Consider the following 18,937-nt stretch of genomic DNA (forward strand, 5'->3'; position numbering starts at 1 on the left):
TTGCTTTGCAGTTGTAGGTGCTGTTGTAGGGTGGATTCAGGGTGCCTTCGGGCACCCTTTTTTTTCACCCCCGACCGCGCGCGTTGCGTCAGGCGGCTGCGGCTTGCCCGTCCAGCGAGGCCATGTCGATGACGAAGCGATACTTCACGTCATTCTTGACCAGGCGTTCGTAGGCGTCGTTGACGGCCTGGATCGGCACGATCTCGACATCGCTGACGATGCCATGCTCGGCGCAGAAGTCCATCATTTCCTGCGTTTCCTGCATGCCGCCAATCGCGGAACCCGCCAGCGTCTTGCGGCCCATGATCAGGTTCGCGCCGGGGATCGGATCCAGCGGCGTCAGCGCGCCCACCAGCGCCATCGTGCCGTTCAACGTGAGCAAGGCCAGGTACGGATTGACGTCATGGCTGACCGGTACGGTGTTCAACAGGAAATCGAACGTGCCCGCGTGCGCGGCCATGGCGTCGGCGTCGCGCGACACCAGCACCTCGTCCGCGCCCAGGCGCCGGGCGTCGCGGCCTTTCTCGGCGGACGTCGTGATCATCACGACGTGCGCGCCCATCGCGTGCGCGAACTTCACGCCCATGTGGCCCAGGCCGCCCAGGCCGATGACGCCCACTTTCTGGCCGGGACCCACCTTCCAGTGGCGCAGCGGCGAATAGGTGGTGATGCCGGCGCACAAGAGCGGAGCAACGGCCTTCAAGTCCAGTTTGTCGGACACCTTCACCACAAAATGTTCTTTGACGACGATGTGATCGGAATAGCCGCCGAACGTCAGTTGCTCGCTGCCGCGTTCCTTGTCGTTGTAGGTCAGCGTAGCGCCTTCCTCGCAATACTGTTCCAGGTTCAGGCGGCAGGCTTTGCAGTGCAGGCACGAGTCCACCATGCAGCCCACACCGGCATAGTCGCCCACGGCAAAGCGCGTGACGTTCTTGCCCACTTGCGCAACGCGGCCGATGATCTCGTGGCCGGGCACCATCGGGTAGACCGAGTTGCCCCAGTCGCCGCGCGCCTGGTGCAGGTCCGAGTGGCAGATGCCGCTGTACAGGATGTCGATCCGCACGTCGTCATCGCCCGGTTCGCGACGGGTGAAACTGAAGGGAACGAGCGGGGTGTCGGAACTGTGGGCGGCGTAGCCACGGGCTTGGGTCATGATGAACTCTGCTGATTTTGTTAAGCAAGCGTTCACAATATTCCTCTGAATTCTGGCGATCAAGCTAGAATTTCCGCATGCTTTATTCAAGGGATTTGCATAATCGTGCAAGCGGATAACCTGTCCCACCTGGCGGCCTTCGCCGCGCTGGCCCGGCATTGCAGCTTTCGCCGAGCAGGCGAAGAACTGGGCCTGTCCACCTCTGCCGTCAGCTACGCCATCCGCAGCCTGGAAGAGCGGCTGGGCGTGAACCTGTTCAATCGCACCACGCGCAGCGTCGCGCTGACCGACGCTGGACAGCGCCTGGCCGAACGGCTGCTGCCGGCGCTGAACGACCTGGGCGACGCGCTGGAAGAAATGAACCACTTTCGCGGCTCGGCGTCCGGCACCTTGCGAATCAATACCTCGCGCGCCGCGTCCTACATGTTGCTGATGCCCATGGCCGCGAGGTTCCTGGCCGCCTATCCGGACATCCGGCTTGAGATCGCCGAGGACGACAGCTTCGTCGATATCGTCGCGTCGGGCTTTGACGCGGGCGTGCGCCTCTTGGAAGCCGTGCCCGAGGATATGGTGGCGGTGCAGATCGGGCCGGCCCTGCGGGCAGCGGTGGTGGCCTCGCCGGACTACATGGCGGGGCGGCCGTTGCCGCGCCATCCCGATGAGCTGTTGCGCCACGAGTGCGTGCGCTATCGCTTTCCCAGCGGGCGCTACTACAAATGGGAATTTGAAAAGGACGGCGACGCGATCGAAGTGGACGTGACGGGCCGCATTGCGTTGAGCGACGTGCACGCGGAACTGCGCGCGGCGGTGGACGGCATCGGGATCAGCTGCGTGCCGGAACACTATGCGCGCGACGGGCTGCAATCGGGCCGGCTGGTGCGCATGCTGGACGATTGGTGTCCGACGATCCCCGGCTTCATGCTGTATTACCCGCGCCAGCGGCGCGTGTCCTCGGCCTTGCGGGCATTCATCGACATGGCCAGGCAGACGGGCCAGGGCTGATCGCTTGCCGCGCCCGGAGCCCCATGCCTTACGGCCGCGCGCCTTCCAGCAATGCCTGCACCAGCCGGTTTTCCTCGTCCGCCAACCGGCACACGAATGAAATCTGGCGGTAGGGCGCGTGTTTGCCCAGGGGCACGACGCGCACGGGATGCACGTCCAGCAGATTGCGGCCCGGCTCCGGCAGCACGCACACGCCCAGCCCCGCCGACACCAGCGCCGTCAAGGCCGCCAAGGATTGCATTTCGATGCGGCAGCGCGCGTGCGGCGCGTGCTCGGCCACATAGCGCGCGGCCAGCCGTCCGCCGATGGTGGTCTTGTCGAAACGGATCCATTCGTATTGCTGGAACAACTCAGCCACGCGAGTCTCGTGGGAATCGGGCGGCGCGATCAGCACCAGCGTTTCACGAAACAGCGGCGTCCAGGCCAGCCGGCTTGAGCCTCCAGTTTCGGGTTGCGTGATGATGGCGGCGTCGATTTCCCCCTTTTTCAACTTCTCGGTCAGCTCGGTGGCGCGGCCGCGCACCAGCCGCACGTCCAACAGGGGATAGCGCTCACGCAGCTTGCGCAGCAGCGGCGGCAGCAAGGTCACCTGCAAGGGTTCGATGGTGCCCAGGCGCACGCGGCCCTCGACGGCGGGCGTGCTGCGCCGGCGCAGTTCATCCAGCCGGGCCAGCGCGTCCTGGAGCACCGCGTCCACTTCGGCGGCAAAGGCATTCGGCCTGACTTGCAGCGCCGACCGGTCAAACAGCGGCTGGCCGAAGTATTCCTCCATCTGCTTCATTTGCAGGCTTACCGCGCTGGGCGACAGGTTCATGTCCGCCGCGCCCGCCGCGAAGCTGCCGCCGCGCAGCACGGCGTTGAGCGTACGGAAAGATTCGATCTTCATCAGAAATCCTCACGTAGTGTTTTAAGAATCCTCGCTTTATATCATCAGTGGGCAGTCCTACCATTCGGCTCGACCACAACGAAAAGCGGCTGTGAACCGGGGCGAGCCATGCCTGCCGGTGCAGACCGCTACCGAGGAGACATACGATGAACCTGAATCTGCGTAAGCTGCGCGCGGCATTACCCGCCCTGGCCATGGGCCTGACGCTGGCCGTCGCGGGCGCGCCCGGCATGGCGGCCGACTCGCCGGCCGTGCCCGCCACCATCACCATGGTGGTGCCGTTTCCGCCTGGCGGCAGCAACGATGTCTTTGCCCGCGTGCTGGCCGAAAAGCTGGGCGCGCGGCTGTCGAACACCGTCATTGTCGAAAACCGGCCCGGCGCGGGCGGCGCGATCGGCGCGGAGTACGTGGCGCGCGCGCCCAAGGACGGCTCGGTGCTGATGCTGTCCTCGTCCACGCTGACTACCAACGCCGCAGTCCAGACCAATCTGAAATACGACGTGGTGAGCAGCTTTGCGCCGGTGGCGATGCTGGCGCGCAGCCCCATGGCGCTGGTGGTCGGCAAGGATTCGCCGTACCAATCCATGGCCGACCTGTTGGCCGTCGGCCGCCGCGAACCCGGCAAGCTGACCTACGGCAGCGCCGGCCTGGGCTCGGTCAATCAGATGGCCAGCGAAATCCTGGCCGGGGGCGAGAAGACCTCGTTCACGCACGTGCCCTACAAGGGCATGTCTCACGCCCTGAACGACCTGGCCGGTGGCCGCGTCGATTTCGTGATCGGCAGTTTCGCCTCGACGGCCTCGCTGCTCAAGGGCGGCAAGCTGCGCGTGCTGGCGGTCACCTCGCCCAAGCGCTCGCAGTTCTATCCGGCCCTGCCCACCATCGGCGAAGGCCAGCCCGGTTATTCAGTCGAGCTGTGGTGGGGCGTATTGGCCCCGGCCGGCACGCCCGCGCCGCTGGTCACGCGGCTGAACGCCGAGATCCGCGCCATCGTCAACGATGAAAAGATGCGCGCCATGTTCGCCGAGGAAAGCGCCGTGCCCGCCGAACTGACCGTGCCCCAATTCGCCGATCTGGTCCAGGCCGACGCCGCCAAGTGGAAGCAGGTGGCGCGCGACCGGAACATCTCCATCCAGTAAGCACGGCCCCGATTCACCCTCCGTCACAAGAGCGCAAGCATGAGAAGCAAACTGTTCGTCCCCGGCTCCCGTCCCGAGTTGTTCGCCAAGGCCTTGAGCGGCCCGGCGGACGCCTTGTCCTTCGACCTGGAGGACGCGGTCGCGCCCTCGCGCAAGGCCGAGGCCCGCGAACATCTGGCCCGCATGCTGGCCGACCCGCAGGCGCGCGCCTCGGGCAAGACGCTGATCGTGCGGGTCAATGCGCTGGACAGCGGGCATTTCTACGCTGACGTGCAGGCGGTGGTGCGGCCCGGCTTGCATCTGGTGAACCTGCCCAAGGCGGAATCCGAGGCGGACGTGGTGGCCGCCGCCAGCGCCATCGAACAGGCGCGCGCCGCCAATGGCGTGGACGAGCCGGTGGGCCTGCTCTTGAACATCGAATCGCCACGCGCCCTGCGCCGCGCAGCCAGCCTGGCGGCGGCGCATCCGTCCGTGGCCGGCTTGCAGTTGGGGCTGGGGGATCTGTTTGAGCCGGCCGGCATCAACCGCCGCCAGAACGTCGCCGTGCAGCAGGCCATGTTTGCGCTGCGCATGGCGGCGGCGGAGGCGGGTGTGTTCGCCTATGACTCCGCCTTCGCCAATATCGAAGACGAAGCCGGATTCCGCGCCGAGGCCGAGCTGGCGCGCAGCCTGGGCTACCTGGGCAAAAGCTGCATCCATCCCCGCCAGGTGCCGCTGGTGAACGCCGCCTTTCGGCCGACGGACGACGAGATCGCGCACGCGCGACGCGTCGTGCAGGCAGCAAGCGAGGCCTCGGACAAGGGCGTGGCGGCGTTCGTGGTGGATGGACGCATGATCGACGGCCCCTTCCTGCGCCGCGCCGAAGCCATATTGCGGTCGGCGAGCGAGTTGGGTCTGAACGGCGCGGAGGGGCAATGATGGCAGCCGAACACACTTCCTCGGGCGGGCCGCTGGCCGGCGTACGCGTACTGGACCTGAGCGCCTATATCGCCGGCCCCTATGGCTGCACGCTGCTGGCCGACCAGGGCGCGGACGTGATCAAGGTCGAACCGCCCACCGGCGACAACCTGCGCAAGTATCCGTCCACGCTGGAATCCGAAAGCCGCGCCTTCCTGGGCGTGAACCGGGGCAAGCGCGGCCTGGTGCTGGACCTGAAACAGCCCGAAGCCCTGGCCGTGCTGCACGATCTGGCGCGGCAGGCGGACGTACTGGTGCACAACTTCCGCCCCAGCGTGCCGGCGCGACTGGGCATCGCCTACGAACAGTTGGCCCAGGTGAACCCCCGGCTGATCTATTGCGCGGTCACCGGCTATGGCGAGGCCGGCCCGCTCAAGGACAAGGCGGGGTATGACCAGGTGCTCCAGACCATGACGGGCATGTGCGCCTTGCAGGGCAAGGCCGATGGTCCGCCCGAAATCCTGTATGGGTCGGTGGTCGATTACTACGCTTCGTCGATGGTGGCGGCCGGCGTCGCCTCGGCGCTGTACGAACGCGAACGCAGCGGCCGGGGCCAGTTCGTGGGCGTGTCGTTGCTGCGCAGCGCGCTGGCGCTGCAATCGGCCCGGCTGATCTGGGCCGAGGGTGAACCGCGCGAGATCGGGCGCGATATGCGCTCGGGCGGCATCACCGGCATCCATCCCACTGGCGAGGGCTACTTGTATATCTCGGCCAACACGCCGCACTTCTGGCAAGCGCTGTGCGCCAAGACCGGCCTGGACGACCTGGGCGCGAATCCGCGTTACGACTCGGTGCGCAAGCGCGCCGAGCATCGCGACGAGATCGTGCCCCGCCTGCACGACGCGCTGCGCGCGCGCAGCGCGCTGGAATGGGAAGCCTGGTTTGGCGAAGAAGTGCCTTGCGCCGCCGCGCGGGGCGTCGAAGACATGTTCGATTTTCCGCAGGTGCAGGCCGAAAACATGATCTCGACCTTCACGCATCCGGTCGTGGGCAGCTACCGCGGGTTCGCGCAAGCCATCAAGTTCGGGCGCAGTACGCCCGCGACGCCGCGCGCGGCGCCAGACTTTGGCGAACATAGCGAACAGGTGCTGGCCGAGGCGGGAATTTCACCGGCGCGGATCGCCGAGCTGAAAACGCGCGGGGCATTGCGCTAGGCCGCCCGGGGCGGCTTGATCCAGATCAAGATGCCGGGGGCGGGCGCTGGGTACCATCGGCGCATGCGAGCAAAATCGATTTTCGCCGTCCCGGCGTCCCTGTCTGACGCCGACCGCCAGCAGCGCCGCCATGCGCTGGTGCGCCTGTCCCTGGCGTGGCTGGCGATGATGCAGGTCATGATGTTCGCCTGGCCGGGTTATCTGCGGCACGACAGCATGCCCGCCGACGCGCTGGAAACGCTGGACTGGGCCATCGTGCTGATGAACTGGGCCAGCTTCGCGCTGACCATTCCCGTGGTGCTGTATTCCGCCTGGCCCATCTGGCGCCACGCCAGCGACAACCTGCGCCATGGCCGCGCGGGCATGGACGTGCCCGTGGCGCTGGGCATCGTGGCCGCCTTCGTTCCCAGCGTCCACGCCACCTGGACCGGCCGTGGCGAAGTCTATTTCGATTCCGTCACGATGTTCGTGGCGTTTTTGCTGACCGCGCGCTACCTCGAACTATGCGCGCGGCAATCGTTTGGCGATGCCGCCGGTGGGCAGCGCCATCAACGCGTCGAAGCCCAGCGCCTTGAGCTGGGCGCGCGCGCCGATCGGGTGGCCTCGCGCTTCGTGCTGGCCCAGGTGCTGCTGGCGCTGGCCGCCGCGATCGGTTGGGCGGCCATCGACCCCGCCCATAGCCTGCCGGTGATGGTCGCGCTGCTGGTCATGAGCTGTCCCTGTGCCATGTCGATGGCGGTGCCCACGGCCATGGCGTCCGCGCATTCGGCGCTGGCGGCGCACCCGAACATGTCCGACGCCGCGCTTGACGCGCTGTTGCGCCGGGCACGCGAGAAGGCCCGGCAGAACCTGTACGGATCGCTCATCTGGCATCTGTTGATGACGCCGCTGGCGCTGATGGGTTGGGTGCAGCCGTGGCTGGCTGCGATCACCATGCTGGTGTCTTCGTTGGCGGTGGCCTATAACTCGTGGCGCCTGTGCCGCCGCGACTGGTCGGTCGGCCCGGCGCCGCTAGGCGCATTGGAAGCCGCGCCATGACCATCCTCTACCTGTTGCTGCCCCTGTCGCTGCTGTTCGTGCTGGCCATCGGCGTGTCGCTGTGGTGGGCCGTGTTCAACGGCCAGTACGACGACACCGACGACGCCGGCACCGCGATCCTGCGCGACGACGACAGCGCACGTCCGCCGCGCGGCTGAAGCCCGCGCCGCCGACCCCACCCGAGCCACCCACTCCGCACGCCAACACCCCCATCCCCAACGTCGACCGGCCGCTGATTGCAGCGCGCCAGCGGTCTTCTGCGCCTTCGATTTCCCCGCCTGTTCTTTTGCTTCGTTGCGGCGTTGCCGCGTTCCCCGACTGGCCAGTGCGCGCTTGATCCATATCAACGTCGACTTGTGTGCCTAGTCCCATCATTCAAGCCTGGAGCTATTTGTTACTTTAGGGGAAGGGTGATGAACGATTGCCCCGCAATCGCAAGCAAGGCCGACACCTTCAACTACAAGATCGTGAGGCAGTTCGCGCTCATGACGGTAGTTTGGGCCATCGTCGGCATGGCTGTGGGCGTATTGATCGCCGCGCAGCTGATCTGGCCGCAGTTGAATTTCAATACCGAATGGTTGACCTACGGCCGCCTGCGTCCGTTGCACACCAACGCGGTCATCTTCGCCTTTGGCGGCAGCGCGCTGTTCACGACGTCGTACTACGTGGTCCAGCGCACCTGTCAGGCCCGGCTGTTCTGCGACAAGCTCGCCGCCTTCACGTTCTGGGGCTGGCAGATCGTCATCGTGGCCGCCGCGATCACCTTGCCGATGGGATTCACCAGCAGCAAGGAATACGCTGAACTCGAATGGCCCATCGACATCCTGATCACGCTGGTCTGGGTGGCCTACGCCATCGTGTTCTTCGGCACGATCATCAAGCGCCGGTCCAAGCACATCTACGTGGCCAACTGGTTCTTCGGCTCGTACATCCTGACCATCGCCATCCTGCACATCTTCAACAACATCGAAATGCCGGTGTCGATGTGGAAGTCGTACTCGGCCTATGCCGGCGTGCAGGACGCCATGGTGCAGTGGTGGTACGGCCATAACGCCGTGGGCTTCTTCCTGACCACCAGCTTCCTGGGCATGATGTATTACTTCGTGCCCAAGCAGGCCGGCCGCCCGATCTATTCGTACCGCCTGTCCATCGTCCACTTCTGGGCGCTGGCGTTCACGTACATGTGGGCCGGCCCGCACCATCTGCTGTACACGTCGCTGCCGGACTGGACCCAGTCGCTGGGCATGACGTTCTCGCTGATTCTGCTGGCGCCGTCCTGGGGCGGGATGATCAACGGCATCATGACGCTGCAAGGCGCCTGGTACAAGCTGCGCACCGACCCGATCCTGAAGTTCATGGTCACCGCGCTGTCGTTCTACGGCATGTCCACGTTCGAAGGCTCGATGATGTCGATCCGCACCGTCAACGCGCTGTCGCACTACACGGACTGGACCATCGGCCACGTGCACTCCGGCGCGCTGGGTTGGGTGGCGATGATTTCGTTCGGCTCGCTCTACTACCTGATCCCGCGCCTGTATGGCCGCGAAAAGATGTACAGCGTCAAAGCCATCGAACTGCACTTCTGGATCGCCACCATCGGCGTGGTGCTGTACATCGCCGCGATGTGGATCGCCGGGGTGCAGCAGGGCCTGATGTGGCGCGACACCGCGGCCGACGGCACGCTGGTCTACAGCTTCGTCGAAGAACTCAAGACGCGCGTGCCGTACTACCTGATCCGCTTGCTGGGTGGCACCTTGTTCCTGTCGGGCGTGTTCGTGATGGCCTGGAACGTGTGGAAGACGGTGCGCGGCGCGCAGCCGGTCAACCCCGTGATTCCGCAAGACGACCCCCATGCCGCTCGCCCGTCGGTCCCCGCGACCGCCGTGCCGGCCACTGTTTGACGAGGACATCATGGCCAACAAGAAACCTGGCTTCTTTTCCCACCAGACGCTTGAAAAGAACATCGGCTGGATGATCATCGCCAGCATCCTGGTGGTGTCCTTCGCGGGCCTGGTGCAGATCATCCCGCTGTTCTTCCAGCACAGCACGACGCAGCCGGCGGCCGGCGTCGAGCCCTACAGCGCGCTGCGCCTGATGGGCCGCGACGTGTACATCCGCGAGGGCTGCGTGGGCTGCCACTCGCAACAGGTGCGCGTGCTGGCCGCCGAGGTGCAGCGCTACGGTTCGTATTCGACCGCCGCGGAATCGGTGTTCGACCACCCCTTCCTGTGGGGGTCCAAGCGCACCGGTCCCGACCTGGCGCGCGTGGGCGAACGCTACTCCGATGACTGGCATCGCATCCACCTGCGCGATCCGCGCAAGGTGGTGCCGGAATCGAACATGCCCGCCTATCCCTGGCTGCAAAAGACGGTGATCACCGGCCAGAACGTGGCCGATCGCATGCGCGCCCTGCGCAAGCTGGGCGTGCCCTACACCGACGAGCAGATCGCGGCCGCGCCCAAGGCCATCGAAGGCAAGACCGAAGAGGACGCGCTGGTCGACTACCTGCAAAGCCTGGGCGTGGGCGTGCGCCGCGCCAAACAGGCCGAGCAGGCCGAGGCGGCCGAGCGTGCCAAGAAGGCCGCCGAAGCCGCGACGCAACCGAGCGCGCAGTCCGCCGTGCAACCCGCCGCGCAAGCGGCCACGGGAGGCTGATCATGATGGGCTACCTGAGCGCGATCGTTACCGCCATTTCGATGGCGACCTTTTTCGGCATTGTCTGGTGGGCCTGCTCGCGCGGTCGCAAGGACGCCAACAGCGAATCGGCCATGTTGCCGTTCGCACTGCCTGACGAATTCGGTCAGGCACAACAAGATGGAGCGAATCGGTCATGAGCGATTTCGTCAATGGCTTCTGGGGGATTTTCATTTCGATCGTCGCGGTGGGCGGCGTCATCTGGTGCGTGTGGCTGCTGTACACGCAGCGCCGCTGGCTGGGCGCCAAGCCGACATCCGGGCAGGTGGAAGACACCGGCCACGTCTGGGACGGAGACCTGACCGAACTGAACAATCCCGTTCCCACGTGGTGGACGTGGATGTACCTGCTGGCGTGCCTGTTCGCGCTGGGCTATCTGTTCTTCATGCCGGGGCTGGGTGAGTACAAGGGCCAGCTGGGCTACAGCAGCACCGAGGAAGTGGCGCGTCAGCAGGCCAAGATGGCCGAGGCCGTGCGGCCCATCTACGCGCGCTTTGAAACGATGACGGTGCCGCAGATCTCGCAGGACCCGGGCGCCCGTGAAATCGGCCAGCGCCTGTTCCTGAACAACTGCGCGCAGTGTCACGGCTCGGACGCCAAGGGCGGCCCCAGCTTTCCCAACCTGACCGATGGCGATTGGCTGCACGGCGGTTCGCCGGAAACCATCATGAAGACCATCAAGGAAGGCCGCCATGGCGTGATGCCGCCGTGGAAAGCCGCCATCGACGCCAAGACCGCCGGCGACATCGCGCAATACGTGCGGTCCCTGTCGGGCCTGACGGCGGATCCAGTGCGCGTGTTTCGCGGCAAGCGTGAATTCGGCAACTTCTGCGTCGCCTGTCACGGTGTCGATGGCAAGGGCAACCAGCTGTTGGGCGCGCCCAACCTGACGGATGACGTGTGGCTGTATGGCTCGTCGGAAGCGACGATCGTCAAGACCATTCTTGACGGCCGCGACAACCGCATGCCGGCGCATGAGCACATCCTGAACCCTGAGCAGATCAAGGTCCTGACGGCCTGGGTGTGGGGTTTGTCGAACAAGCCGGAAGGCAGCACGCCGGCCACGGTTGACGCCGCGGGGCGGTCAGCACCGCCACGGTCGGCGCCGCGCCAGCGGCCAAGTAACGCCGCCAGCGGCGCATAGGTGAAGGGACGCACGGCGGCCCTTCACATCATCGGACTTACAGCACGGAGCAGCATATGGAAGATGGGTCAACAGCAAGCGTCGGCGCACCGTCCGGCGACGACCCGCCGCCCTGGCGCCCGCACACGCGTCCTCCGCGTCCGGGGGCCGAAACCCTGGAGCAGACGCTGGCGGGTGTGCGCAGCAAGATCTATCCGCGATCCGTCAGCGGCGTCTTCGCCCGCTGGCGCATCGCGTTTGTCTTCATCACGCAGCTGATCTTCTACGGCTTGCCGTGGCTGCAATGGAATGGCCGCCAGGCCGTGTTGTTCGATCTGGGCGCCCGCAAGTTCTATCTGTTCGGCCTGGTGCTGTGGCCGCAGGACGTCGTGTATCTGGCCGTGCTGCTGGTCATCTCGGCCTTGGCGCTGTTTCTGTTCACCGCCGTGGCCGGCCGCTTGTTTTGCGGCTACGCCTGTCCGCAGACCGTCTACACCGAAATCTTCATGTGGATCGAGCGCAAGGTCGAAGGCGACCGGATCGCCCGCATCCGTCTGGATGAAGCGCCCTGGAGCCTGCACAAGGCGCGCCTGAAAATCACCAAGCATTTTCTGTGGATCGCGCTGGCCTGGTGGACCGGCTCGACGTTCATCGGCTATTTCGCGCCGATCCGCGAATTGGGCCACGAACTGTTCACCTTGCAGCTGGGTCCGTGGCAATGGTTCTGGATGCTGTTCTATGGCTTCGCCACCTGGGGCAACGCCGGCTTCATGCGTGAATCCGTCTGCAAGTACATGTGCCCCTACGCGCGTTTCCAGAGCGTCATGGTGGACCCGGACACCTTTGTCGTCACCTATGACAAGCGCCGGGGCGACCCGCGCGGCGGACGCTCGCGCAAGGTCGATCACAAGGCGGCGGGCATGGGCGATTGCGTCGATTGCAGCTTGTGCGTGCAGGTCTGTCCCACCGGCATCGACATCCGCGACGGCCTGCAATACATGTGCATCGGCTGCGGCGCCTGTATCGACGCGTGCGAGCAGGTCATGGACAAGATGCAGTACGAACCGGGCCTGATCCGCTACACCTCGGACCGCGCCGTGCAGGACGGCCTGAACGCCAAAAGCGCTCGCGAGCACCTGCTGCGCCCGCGCGTGCTGATCTACGGCACGTTGATCCTGATCCTGGCGGTGGCCTTCGTCGCCTCGCTGGCATTGCGCAACCCCTTGCGCGTGGACGTCATCCGGGACCGGGGAGCGCTGGGCCGCGAAGTGGCGGGCGGTCAGATCGAGAACGTGTATCGCCTCCAGATCATCAACACGTCGGACACCCCCATGAAGCTGCGCCTGTCGGCCGAGGGCATGCCGGGCCTGCAAGTGATGGCCGGCCGCCAGGGGTCGGACATGGTCGAGGTGGAAGCCGCCGCCAACAAGCTGGTGCCCATGGTGATCCGCGCGCCGGCCGGCGTGGAGCCGGGCGCCCATTCCATCACGCTACGCGCGCGCGGCCACGACGGCGAGAACCGGTCCATCGAGACCGACGAAGCCGCCAGTTTCTACGTACCCGAATAAGCCCGACGAGGACCTCTCATGACTATTGCGCAAACCGCCCCGACGCCCAAGCCCTGGTATCGCGAGCCCTGGCCGTGGATCCTGATGGCCGGCCCCTTCGCCGCCATGGTCGGCTGCTTCATCACCATCTACTTCGCCTACAGCAACTTCACCCACGAACCGATTCTGGACGGCGTGGTCAAGCGCGGCCTGGTGATCGAGCAGGCCGCATCCCGGGCAAGCGAGGGCGCACGCGCCGCGCCAGCCAACCCTTAACCAGGGAGAGCAAAGATGGGCCTGCGTTCATTGATGTGGATTTTGTGGCCGTCGTTTCTGGCGGCCGCTGTGGGCAGCGCGTTGATCTTCGCGCTGATCGACCCGCTGGATGTGGCGATCTTCGGGCATGTTCCCACCGGACGCGTGGGCTTTTACACGGTGTCGTTCTTCGTGTTGTGGGTGATGGCGGGGCTGTCCAGCACGCTGACGGCTTACCTGATGCCCAAGGCCGACGAAGATGAAGACCTTTGACGTGCAGCCCATCCGCGCGGCGCAATGCCGTCGGATGGGCAAAGCGCTGGCGCGCTAGACCTTCTTCACGAATTCCGATTTCAGGCTCATCTGCCCGAAGCCGTCGATCTTGCAGTCGATGTCGTGGTCGCTATCGACCAGGCGGATGCCCTTGACCTTCGTTCCCATCTTGACCACGCCGCCCGAGCCCTTGAGCTTCAGGTCCTTGATGACGGTGATGGTGTCGCCGTCCGCCAGCACGTTGCCAGCCGAATCGCGGTAGACGCGGGCCTCGTCGGCAGCCGGGGCGGCGGTGTCATTTGCAGACCATTCGTGCGCGCACTCCGGGCAGATATACATGCCGCCGTCTTCGTAGGTGTATTCGGATTGGCATTGGGGACAGGCGGGCAGGGCACTCACGGGATCGACCTCGGATAAAACGCGCGGGTAGCGCAATCGGCGATTGTACTTCCTGTAAAGCGGAAATTTCGCCTAACGCGGTCGCATCATCGTTTATTTTCGTGCAGCAGGTCGACAAAATGCTGTCCGGCTGCGCTCAAGGGGCGGTCGCGTGGCACGATGCTGCCGAACGCCGTCAGCGACTGGCGGATCTGGTAGGGCAGGATGGCCAGCAGGCCATGCGCCGCGTAGCGGCTCGCCACCGATTCCGGAATCACCCCCAGCATCTGCGACTTCATCGCCAGGTTGGTCGTCGTCAGGATGGAAGCGGATTCGATCAGCCCCGGGGGCGTCGCCACGTTATGCGAGTGGAATTCCTGCTCGATGACTTCGCGCATCGGGCTGCCATGCGGTTGCAGTATCCACGGATAGGCCAGCATGGCCTCGAAGCTCAGGCGCTTGTGCGCGGCCAGCGGGTGGTCCAAGGCCGCGATCACGGATAGCGCCTCGTCGCCAATGGGGCGGAACACGTAGTTGCGGTCCGACAGGGTCTGCATGCGGCCGATCACCACGTCCAGCCGGCCTTCGTTCAGTTGCGTGATCAGCAGGTCGCTGGTGCCGGTCGATATTTCTACGGCCAACAGCGGATAGGTCTGCTTCAGGCGCAGCAAGGCGTCGGTCAGGTGACCGGGCGAGGCCGCCATGATGCTGCCGATGAACAGCTTGCCCGCGCTGCCCAGCCGCAGTTCGTCCAGTTCGCGCGCCAGCGACGACATCGTGCCGCGCATGCCGCGAAAGTACCCCATCACGCACACGCCGGCCGGCGTCAGCGCCAACCCGCGGCCCACGCGTTCAAACAGTGGTTGCCCCAGCGCCAGCTCCAGTTCGTGCAGCATCTTGCTGGCAGCCGACTGCGTCATGTTCAGCTGCGTGGCGGCCGCCCGCAGCGTGCCGCGTTCGTCGATCGCCAGCAGCAACACGATCTGCCGCATGCGCAGCCGCGAGAGCAGGGCGGGGACGTTCAGATTGCGTTCCATGATTGATCGCCTGTGGTGAACGGTTGGTGCAAAAGTTTCATTTTACGGAAACAACGGTTGTTTCTAAGATGGCTGCACAACAAATCGCCGCTGACGGCAAAGAAGCATCAAGGAGACAACCATGAAGATCCGCGTATTGGCCGCGATGGCGGCGGGCGCCCTTTGCCTGTCGGCCCTGGCCCCCGCCCAGGCGCAACGCGCCGACTGGCCTACCAAGCCGCTTCGCCTCTTGGTAGGCTCGGCGCCCGGAGGCGGCACGGACGCCATGGCGCGCGCCGTGGCCGACCGGCTGGGTCCCATGCTGGGCCAGACCGTTGTGGTGGAGAACAAGCCGGGCGCGTCCAACACGCTTGCTGCCGACCTGGCCGCCAAGTCGGCCGACAGCCACACCATGGTCATGGGCGTATCGACCGCCCACGCCATTGCCCCGCACCTGCTCAAGCTGGCCTACGACAACGACCGCGACCTGACGCCCGTGGTGTTCGTGGGCGCGGTGCCCAATATCCTGGTGGTCAACAATCAGGTGCCGGCCAAGTCCGTCGCCGAGCTGCTTGCCTTGCTGCGTGCGCGCCCCGGTGAATTCAACTTCGCCAGCAGCGGTTCGGGCAGCACGCAGCACATCGCAGCCGAGCTGTTCAAGGACGCGACCGGTGTGCAGATGACGCACATCCCGTATCGCGGCAGCGGTCCCGCGATGGTGGACCTGATGGGCGGGCAGGTGCAGATCGCCTTCGAGACCGCGTCGTCGGTCATCCCCCACATCAAGAGCGGCAAGGTGCGCGCGCTGGCCGTGTTGAGCGCGCGCCGCAACCCGCAACTGCCCGACGTGCCGACCATGGCCGAAGCCGGCGTGCCCGGCGTCGAAATGAGCGCGTGGTACGGCATCTACATGCCGAGCGCCACGCCGGCCGCCGTCCAGACGCGCATCCATGACGACGTCAACCGCATTCTTGCCATGCCCGAAACGCAGGCGCGACTGCTGGCGATCGGCGCGGACATCACCCCCATGAGCCAGGCGCAGTTCGCGCAGTTTCACCAAGCGGAAAACCAGCGCTACGCCGGCATCATCAAGAAGAACCACATCTCTGTGGAATGAGGCCTGTATGAACATGCAGCAAAAACCCGTGGTGGCGTTGACGCTGGGCGATCCGGCCGGCATCGGCGCCGAATTGATCGCGCGCCTGCTGGCCCGCCCGCAAGCCTGTGAACACGCCAACATCGTGCTGGTGGGCGATGCCTGGCTGTGGAGCGAAGGCCAGCGCGTGGCCGGCGTGTCGGTGCCGACGCAGTCGGTCGACAGCCTGGCGGCCGTGCGGTGCCGCGCCGATACCCGCCTGCCGGCATGGCTGGCCATGAACACCGTACGCCCCGAGCAGGTGACGGTGGGCCAGGCCGGCGCGGCAGGCGGGGCGTCGGTATTGCGGGTGCTGAACGCCTGCATGGATTCGGCGCGCGACGGCGAGATCGACGCCATCTGCTTTGCGCCCTTGAACAAGTTCGCCATGAAGCAGGGCGGCTTGCGGCACGACGACGAGCTGCATCACTTTGCGCAGTACCTGGGCGTGACGGGTTACTTCTGCGAATTCAATACCTTGGGCGAGCTGTGGACCTCGCGCGTGTCCTCGCACATTCCGCTTAAAAGTGCGGCCGCCGCGCTGAGCGTGGACGGCATCAAGGCAGCCACGCGCTTGATCTATCGGTCCTTGCAGGCCAACGGCATCGCCGAGCCGCGCGTGGCGGTGGCGGCGTTCAATCCGCATGGCGGCGACGGCGGCACCTGCGGGCGCGAGGAAATCGACATCATCGCGCCGGCCGTGCAGCAGCTGAACGAGGAAGGGCTGGCGGTGCAGGGGCCGTTCCCCGCCGACACGATCTTCCTGAAGGCGCAGGCCGGCCAGTTCCAGGCCATCGTCACCATGTATCACGATCAGGGCCAGATCGCGATCAAGCTGCTGGGCTTCTCGCGCGGCGTCACGGTGCAGGGCGGACTGCCCATACCCATCACCACGCCCGCGCACGGCACCGCCTACGACATCGCCGGCCAGGGACGCGCCAATGTGGACGCCACCTGGCAAGCCTTCCTGATCGCCTGCCGCATGGGCGCATCGCACCGAGCTACTTTTGTTTGAACAGGACAGCACCATGAAAATCAAATCCGTCCGCGCCCGCGTCTTCGAATGGACCGGCAAGACCGTGCCGCCGCAAGGCAACTTCTGCTCCAACGCCATGGACCTCGTGCCATCGCGCGAAGAAACCATGAGCACGTTCCGCTTTCACGGCTGGACGGTGGTGGAAGTGGAAACGGACGACGGCATCGTGGGCTTGGGTAACGTGGCGCTTGCGCCGCGCGTGGCCAAGGCCATCATCGACCAGTACCTGACGCCGCTGGTGGTCGGACAGGACCCGTGGGACTACGAATTCCTGTGGCAGCGCATGTACCGCGCCACGCATGCCTGGGGCCGCAAGGGCGTGACCATGGCGGCGATTTCCGGCGTGGACCTGGCCATCTGGGACATCCTGGGCAAGTCGGTGGGCAAGCCCGTCTTCAAGCTGCTGGGCGGGCGCACCAAGGAGAAGATTCCGGTCTATTACTCCAAGCTGTACCGCACCGACCTGAAAGCCATGCAGGAAGAAGCGCAGACCTATCTGGACCAGGGCTTCACCGCGTTCAAGATGCGCTTTGGCTACGGCCCGGCGCACTTGCAGAAGGGCGTGGTGGAGAATCTGAAGTCAGTCGAAGCCGTGCGCGAAGTCATCGGCTACGACACCGACCTGATGCTGGAATGCTATATGGGCTGGAACCTGGAATACGCCAAGCGCATGCTGCCCAAGCTTGAGAAGTTTGAACCGCGCTGGCTGGAAGAGCCCGTCATCGCCGACGATATCGACGGCTATGCCGAGCTGAACCAGCGTGGCTCGGTACCGATCTCGGGCGGCGAACACGAATTTTCGCTGTATGGATTCAAGCAGCTGCTGGACAGAAAGGCTGTGTCGGTGGTGCAGTACGACACCAACCGAGTGGGCGGCATTACGGCGGCGCACAAGATCAATGCGCTGTGCGAAGCCTACAGCGTGCCGGTCATTCCGCATGCCGGGCAGATGCACAACTACCATCTGACGATGAGCACGCTGGCCTCGCCCATGAGCGAATACTTCCCGATGTTCGATGTGGAAGTGGGCAACGAACTTTTCTACTACATCTTCGAAGGCGAGCCCGTCGCCAAGGAAGGCTTCATCGATCTGGACGACAACAAGCCCGGCCTGGGACTGACCCTGAAGACCGAATACCTCAACGATTTCAACATCATCGAGTAGCCCGCCATGACCACGACATCCCAGGCGCCGCTTTATCGCGGCATCTTCCCGGTGGTGCCCACCACGTTCACCGAATCGGGCGAGCTGGACCTGCCCAGCCAGAAGCGCGCGGTGGATTTCATGATCGACTGCGGCGTGGACGGGCTGTGCATCCTGGCCAATTTCTCGGAGCAGTTCGTGCTGTCTGACGACGAACGCGAGGTGCTGACGCGGACCATTCTTGAGCATGTGCGGGGCCGCGTGCCGGTCATCGTCACGACGACGCACTTCGGCACGAAGGTGTGTGCGGCGCGCAGCCAGCGCGCGCAAGCGCAGGGCGCCGCCATGCTGATGATCATGCCGCCCTACCATGGCGCAACGATCCGGGTGCCCGAGGCGCAGATCGAAGCCTTCTTCCAGCAGGTGTCCGACTCGGTGGACATTCCCATCATGATCCAGGACGCGCCGGTGGCGGGCACGCTGCTGTCGGCCGCGCTGCTGGCCAAGATGGCGCGCGACATCGAACACGTGTCGTACTTCAAGATCGAGACGGCGGGCGCGGCTTCCAAGCTGCGCGACCTGATCGCGCTGGGCGGCGACGCGGTCAAGGGCCCCTGGGATGGCGAGGAAGCCATCACGCTGCTGCCCGATCTGGATGCGGGCGCGACGGGCTCGATGACAGGCGGCGGCTTTGCCGATGGCATCCGCCCCATCATCGAGGCGCACCGCGCAGGCCGGCGCGACGACGCCTACCGTCTGTACGAGCGCTGGCTGCCGCTCATCAACTATGAAAACCGGCAGGGCGGCATCCTGACGGCCAAGGCGCTGATGAAGGCTGGCGGCGTGATCGATTGCGATGCGCCCCGGCATCCGTTCCCGCCCATGCGCGAGGAAGTGCGCCAGGGCCTGCTGGAAACGGCAAGGCGCCTGGACCCCCTGGTGCTGCGCTGGGGGCGCTAGCTGCCCGGTGCCGTTGCCCCGGCCGCCGAACACAGCGTTCCACCAGG

21 protein-coding genes are annotated in these 18,937 nt (G+C 65.4%); 17 read left to right on the forward strand and 4 right to left on the reverse strand.

The annotated features are described in order from the left end of the window. Positions 1-88: 88 nt before the first annotated feature. The gene (locus tag API01S_RS01475) at positions 89-1,153 is read right to left on the reverse strand and encodes an NAD(P)-dependent alcohol dehydrogenase (protein ID WP_050729991.1); all 1,065 of its coding nucleotides are present in this window, start codon (positions 1,151-1,153) and stop codon (positions 89-91) included. Positions 1,154-1,258: 105 nt separating this feature from the next. On the opposite strand from API01S_RS01475, the gene API01S_RS01480 reads away from it, so the two are divergent. Beyond that, on the forward strand, positions 1,259-2,155 hold the full coding sequence (locus tag API01S_RS01480; protein ID WP_061302791.1) for a LysR family transcriptional regulator: 897 nt from the start codon (positions 1,259-1,261) through the stop codon (positions 2,153-2,155). Between the two features lie 28 nt (positions 2,156-2,183). On the opposite strand, the gene API01S_RS01485 is transcribed toward API01S_RS01480, so the two are convergent. Next, positions 2,184-3,041 carry a LysR family transcriptional regulator gene (locus API01S_RS01485; protein ID WP_061302793.1) on the reverse strand — a complete coding sequence of 286 codons (858 nt, stop codon included), beginning with the start codon at positions 3,039-3,041 and terminating at the stop codon, positions 2,184-2,186. A gap of 146 nt (positions 3,042-3,187) precedes the next feature. On the opposite strand from API01S_RS01485, the gene API01S_RS01490 reads away from it, so the two are divergent. The 12 genes from API01S_RS01490 (at position 3,188) to API01S_RS01545 (ending at position 13,221) form a co-directional block, all read left to right on the forward strand. After that, positions 3,188-4,180 (forward strand): Bug family tripartite tricarboxylate transporter substrate binding protein, encoded by a 993-nt coding sequence (locus API01S_RS01490; protein ID WP_050729993.1) that lies wholly within the window; start codon positions 3,188-3,190, stop codon positions 4,178-4,180. A 39-nt stretch (positions 4,181-4,219) separates the two neighbouring features. After that, positions 4,220-5,098: an HpcH/HpaI aldolase/citrate lyase family protein gene (locus API01S_RS01495; protein WP_050729994.1), complete on the forward strand. Its 879-nt coding sequence runs from the start codon at positions 4,220-4,222 to the stop codon at positions 5,096-5,098. Then, positions 5,095-6,291, forward strand: coding sequence for a CaiB/BaiF CoA transferase family protein (locus API01S_RS01500; RefSeq protein ID WP_061302795.1), 1,197 nt, complete (start codon positions 5,095-5,097; stop codon positions 6,289-6,291). The genes API01S_RS01495 and API01S_RS01500 overlap by 4 nt, the downstream gene beginning before the upstream one ends. Before the next feature lie 63 nt (positions 6,292-6,354). Then, positions 6,355-7,329: a P-type ATPase gene (locus API01S_RS01505; protein ID WP_061303795.1), complete on the forward strand. Its 975-nt coding sequence runs from the start codon at positions 6,355-6,357 to the stop codon at positions 7,327-7,329. Then, positions 7,326-7,487: a cbb3-type cytochrome oxidase assembly protein CcoS gene (gene ccoS, locus API01S_RS01510; RefSeq protein ID WP_006220458.1), complete on the forward strand. Its 162-nt coding sequence runs from the start codon at positions 7,326-7,328 to the stop codon at positions 7,485-7,487. Before API01S_RS01505 ends, ccoS begins: the two co-directional genes overlap by 4 nt. 255 nt (positions 7,488-7,742) lie before the next feature. Continuing rightward, positions 7,743-9,230 carry a cytochrome-c oxidase, cbb3-type subunit I gene (ccoN, locus tag API01S_RS01515; RefSeq protein WP_006220457.1) on the forward strand — a complete coding sequence of 496 codons (1,488 nt, stop codon included), beginning with the start codon at positions 7,743-7,745 and terminating at the stop codon, positions 9,228-9,230. Between the two features lie 10 nt (positions 9,231-9,240). Beyond that, on the forward strand, positions 9,241-9,984 hold the full coding sequence (gene ccoO / locus API01S_RS01520) for a cytochrome-c oxidase, cbb3-type subunit II (protein WP_061302797.1): 744 nt from the start codon (positions 9,241-9,243) through the stop codon (positions 9,982-9,984). Positions 9,985-9,986: 2 nt separating this feature from the next. Then, positions 9,987-10,163, forward strand: a complete 177-nt coding sequence (locus API01S_RS01525; RefSeq protein WP_006220455.1) for a cbb3-type cytochrome oxidase subunit 3 — start codon at positions 9,987-9,989, stop codon at positions 10,161-10,163. Further along, complete coding sequence (gene ccoP, locus API01S_RS01530) at positions 10,160-11,167, forward strand: cytochrome-c oxidase, cbb3-type subunit III (protein WP_061302798.1); 1,008 nt, start codon at positions 10,160-10,162, stop codon at positions 11,165-11,167. Before API01S_RS01525 ends, ccoP begins: the two co-directional genes overlap by 4 nt. Positions 11,168-11,223: 56 nt before the next feature. Then, positions 11,224-12,714 (forward strand): cytochrome c oxidase accessory protein CcoG, encoded by a 1,491-nt coding sequence (gene ccoG, locus API01S_RS01535; RefSeq protein ID WP_006220453.1) that lies wholly within the window; start codon positions 11,224-11,226, stop codon positions 12,712-12,714. Between the two features lie 18 nt (positions 12,715-12,732). Beyond that, positions 12,733-12,969 carry a FixH family protein gene (locus API01S_RS01540; protein ID WP_050729997.1) on the forward strand — a complete coding sequence of 79 codons (237 nt, stop codon included), beginning with the start codon at positions 12,733-12,735 and terminating at the stop codon, positions 12,967-12,969. A gap of 15 nt (positions 12,970-12,984) precedes the next feature. Beyond that, entirely contained in the window at positions 12,985-13,221 is a 237-nt protein-coding gene (locus API01S_RS01545) for a hypothetical protein (RefSeq protein ID WP_061302801.1), read from the forward strand. 54 nt (positions 13,222-13,275) lie between these two features. Here API01S_RS01545 and API01S_RS01550 read toward each other — a convergent pair whose 3' ends face one another. After that, positions 13,276-13,620: a zinc ribbon domain-containing protein YjdM gene (locus API01S_RS01550; protein WP_050730241.1), complete on the reverse strand. Its 345-nt coding sequence runs from the start codon at positions 13,618-13,620 to the stop codon at positions 13,276-13,278. A gap of 86 nt (positions 13,621-13,706) precedes the next feature. After that, on the reverse strand, positions 13,707-14,636 hold the full coding sequence (locus API01S_RS01555) for a LysR family transcriptional regulator (RefSeq protein WP_061302803.1): 930 nt from the start codon (positions 14,634-14,636) through the stop codon (positions 13,707-13,709). Between the two features lie 121 nt (positions 14,637-14,757). Between API01S_RS01555 and API01S_RS01560 the strand changes: the two genes are divergently transcribed. The 4 genes from API01S_RS01560 to API01S_RS01575 are packed head-to-tail and all read left to right on the forward strand — an operon-like array spanning position 14,758 to position 18,890. After that, positions 14,758-15,732: a Bug family tripartite tricarboxylate transporter substrate binding protein gene (locus API01S_RS01560; protein ID WP_061302805.1), complete on the forward strand. Its 975-nt coding sequence runs from the start codon at positions 14,758-14,760 to the stop codon at positions 15,730-15,732. Positions 15,733-15,739: 7 nt separating this feature from the next. Beyond that, entirely contained in the window at positions 15,740-16,765 is a 1,026-nt protein-coding gene (locus API01S_RS01565; RefSeq protein WP_061302807.1) for a 4-hydroxythreonine-4-phosphate dehydrogenase PdxA, read from the forward strand. 13 nt (positions 16,766-16,778) lie between these two features. Then, positions 16,779-17,951 (forward strand): L-rhamnonate dehydratase, encoded by a 1,173-nt coding sequence (locus tag API01S_RS01570; protein ID WP_061302809.1) that lies wholly within the window; start codon positions 16,779-16,781, stop codon positions 17,949-17,951. 6 nt (positions 17,952-17,957) lie between these two features. Then, positions 17,958-18,890 carry a dihydrodipicolinate synthase family protein gene (locus tag API01S_RS01575; protein WP_061302811.1) on the forward strand — a complete coding sequence of 311 codons (933 nt, stop codon included), beginning with the start codon at positions 17,958-17,960 and terminating at the stop codon, positions 18,888-18,890. Positions 18,891-18,937 lie beyond the last annotated feature (47 nt).

The sequence above is a fragment of the Achromobacter piechaudii NBRC 102461 genome, from assembly GCF_001571245.1.
Taxonomy (GTDB): Bacteria; Pseudomonadota; Gammaproteobacteria; order Burkholderiales; family Burkholderiaceae_B; genus Achromobacter; species Achromobacter piechaudii.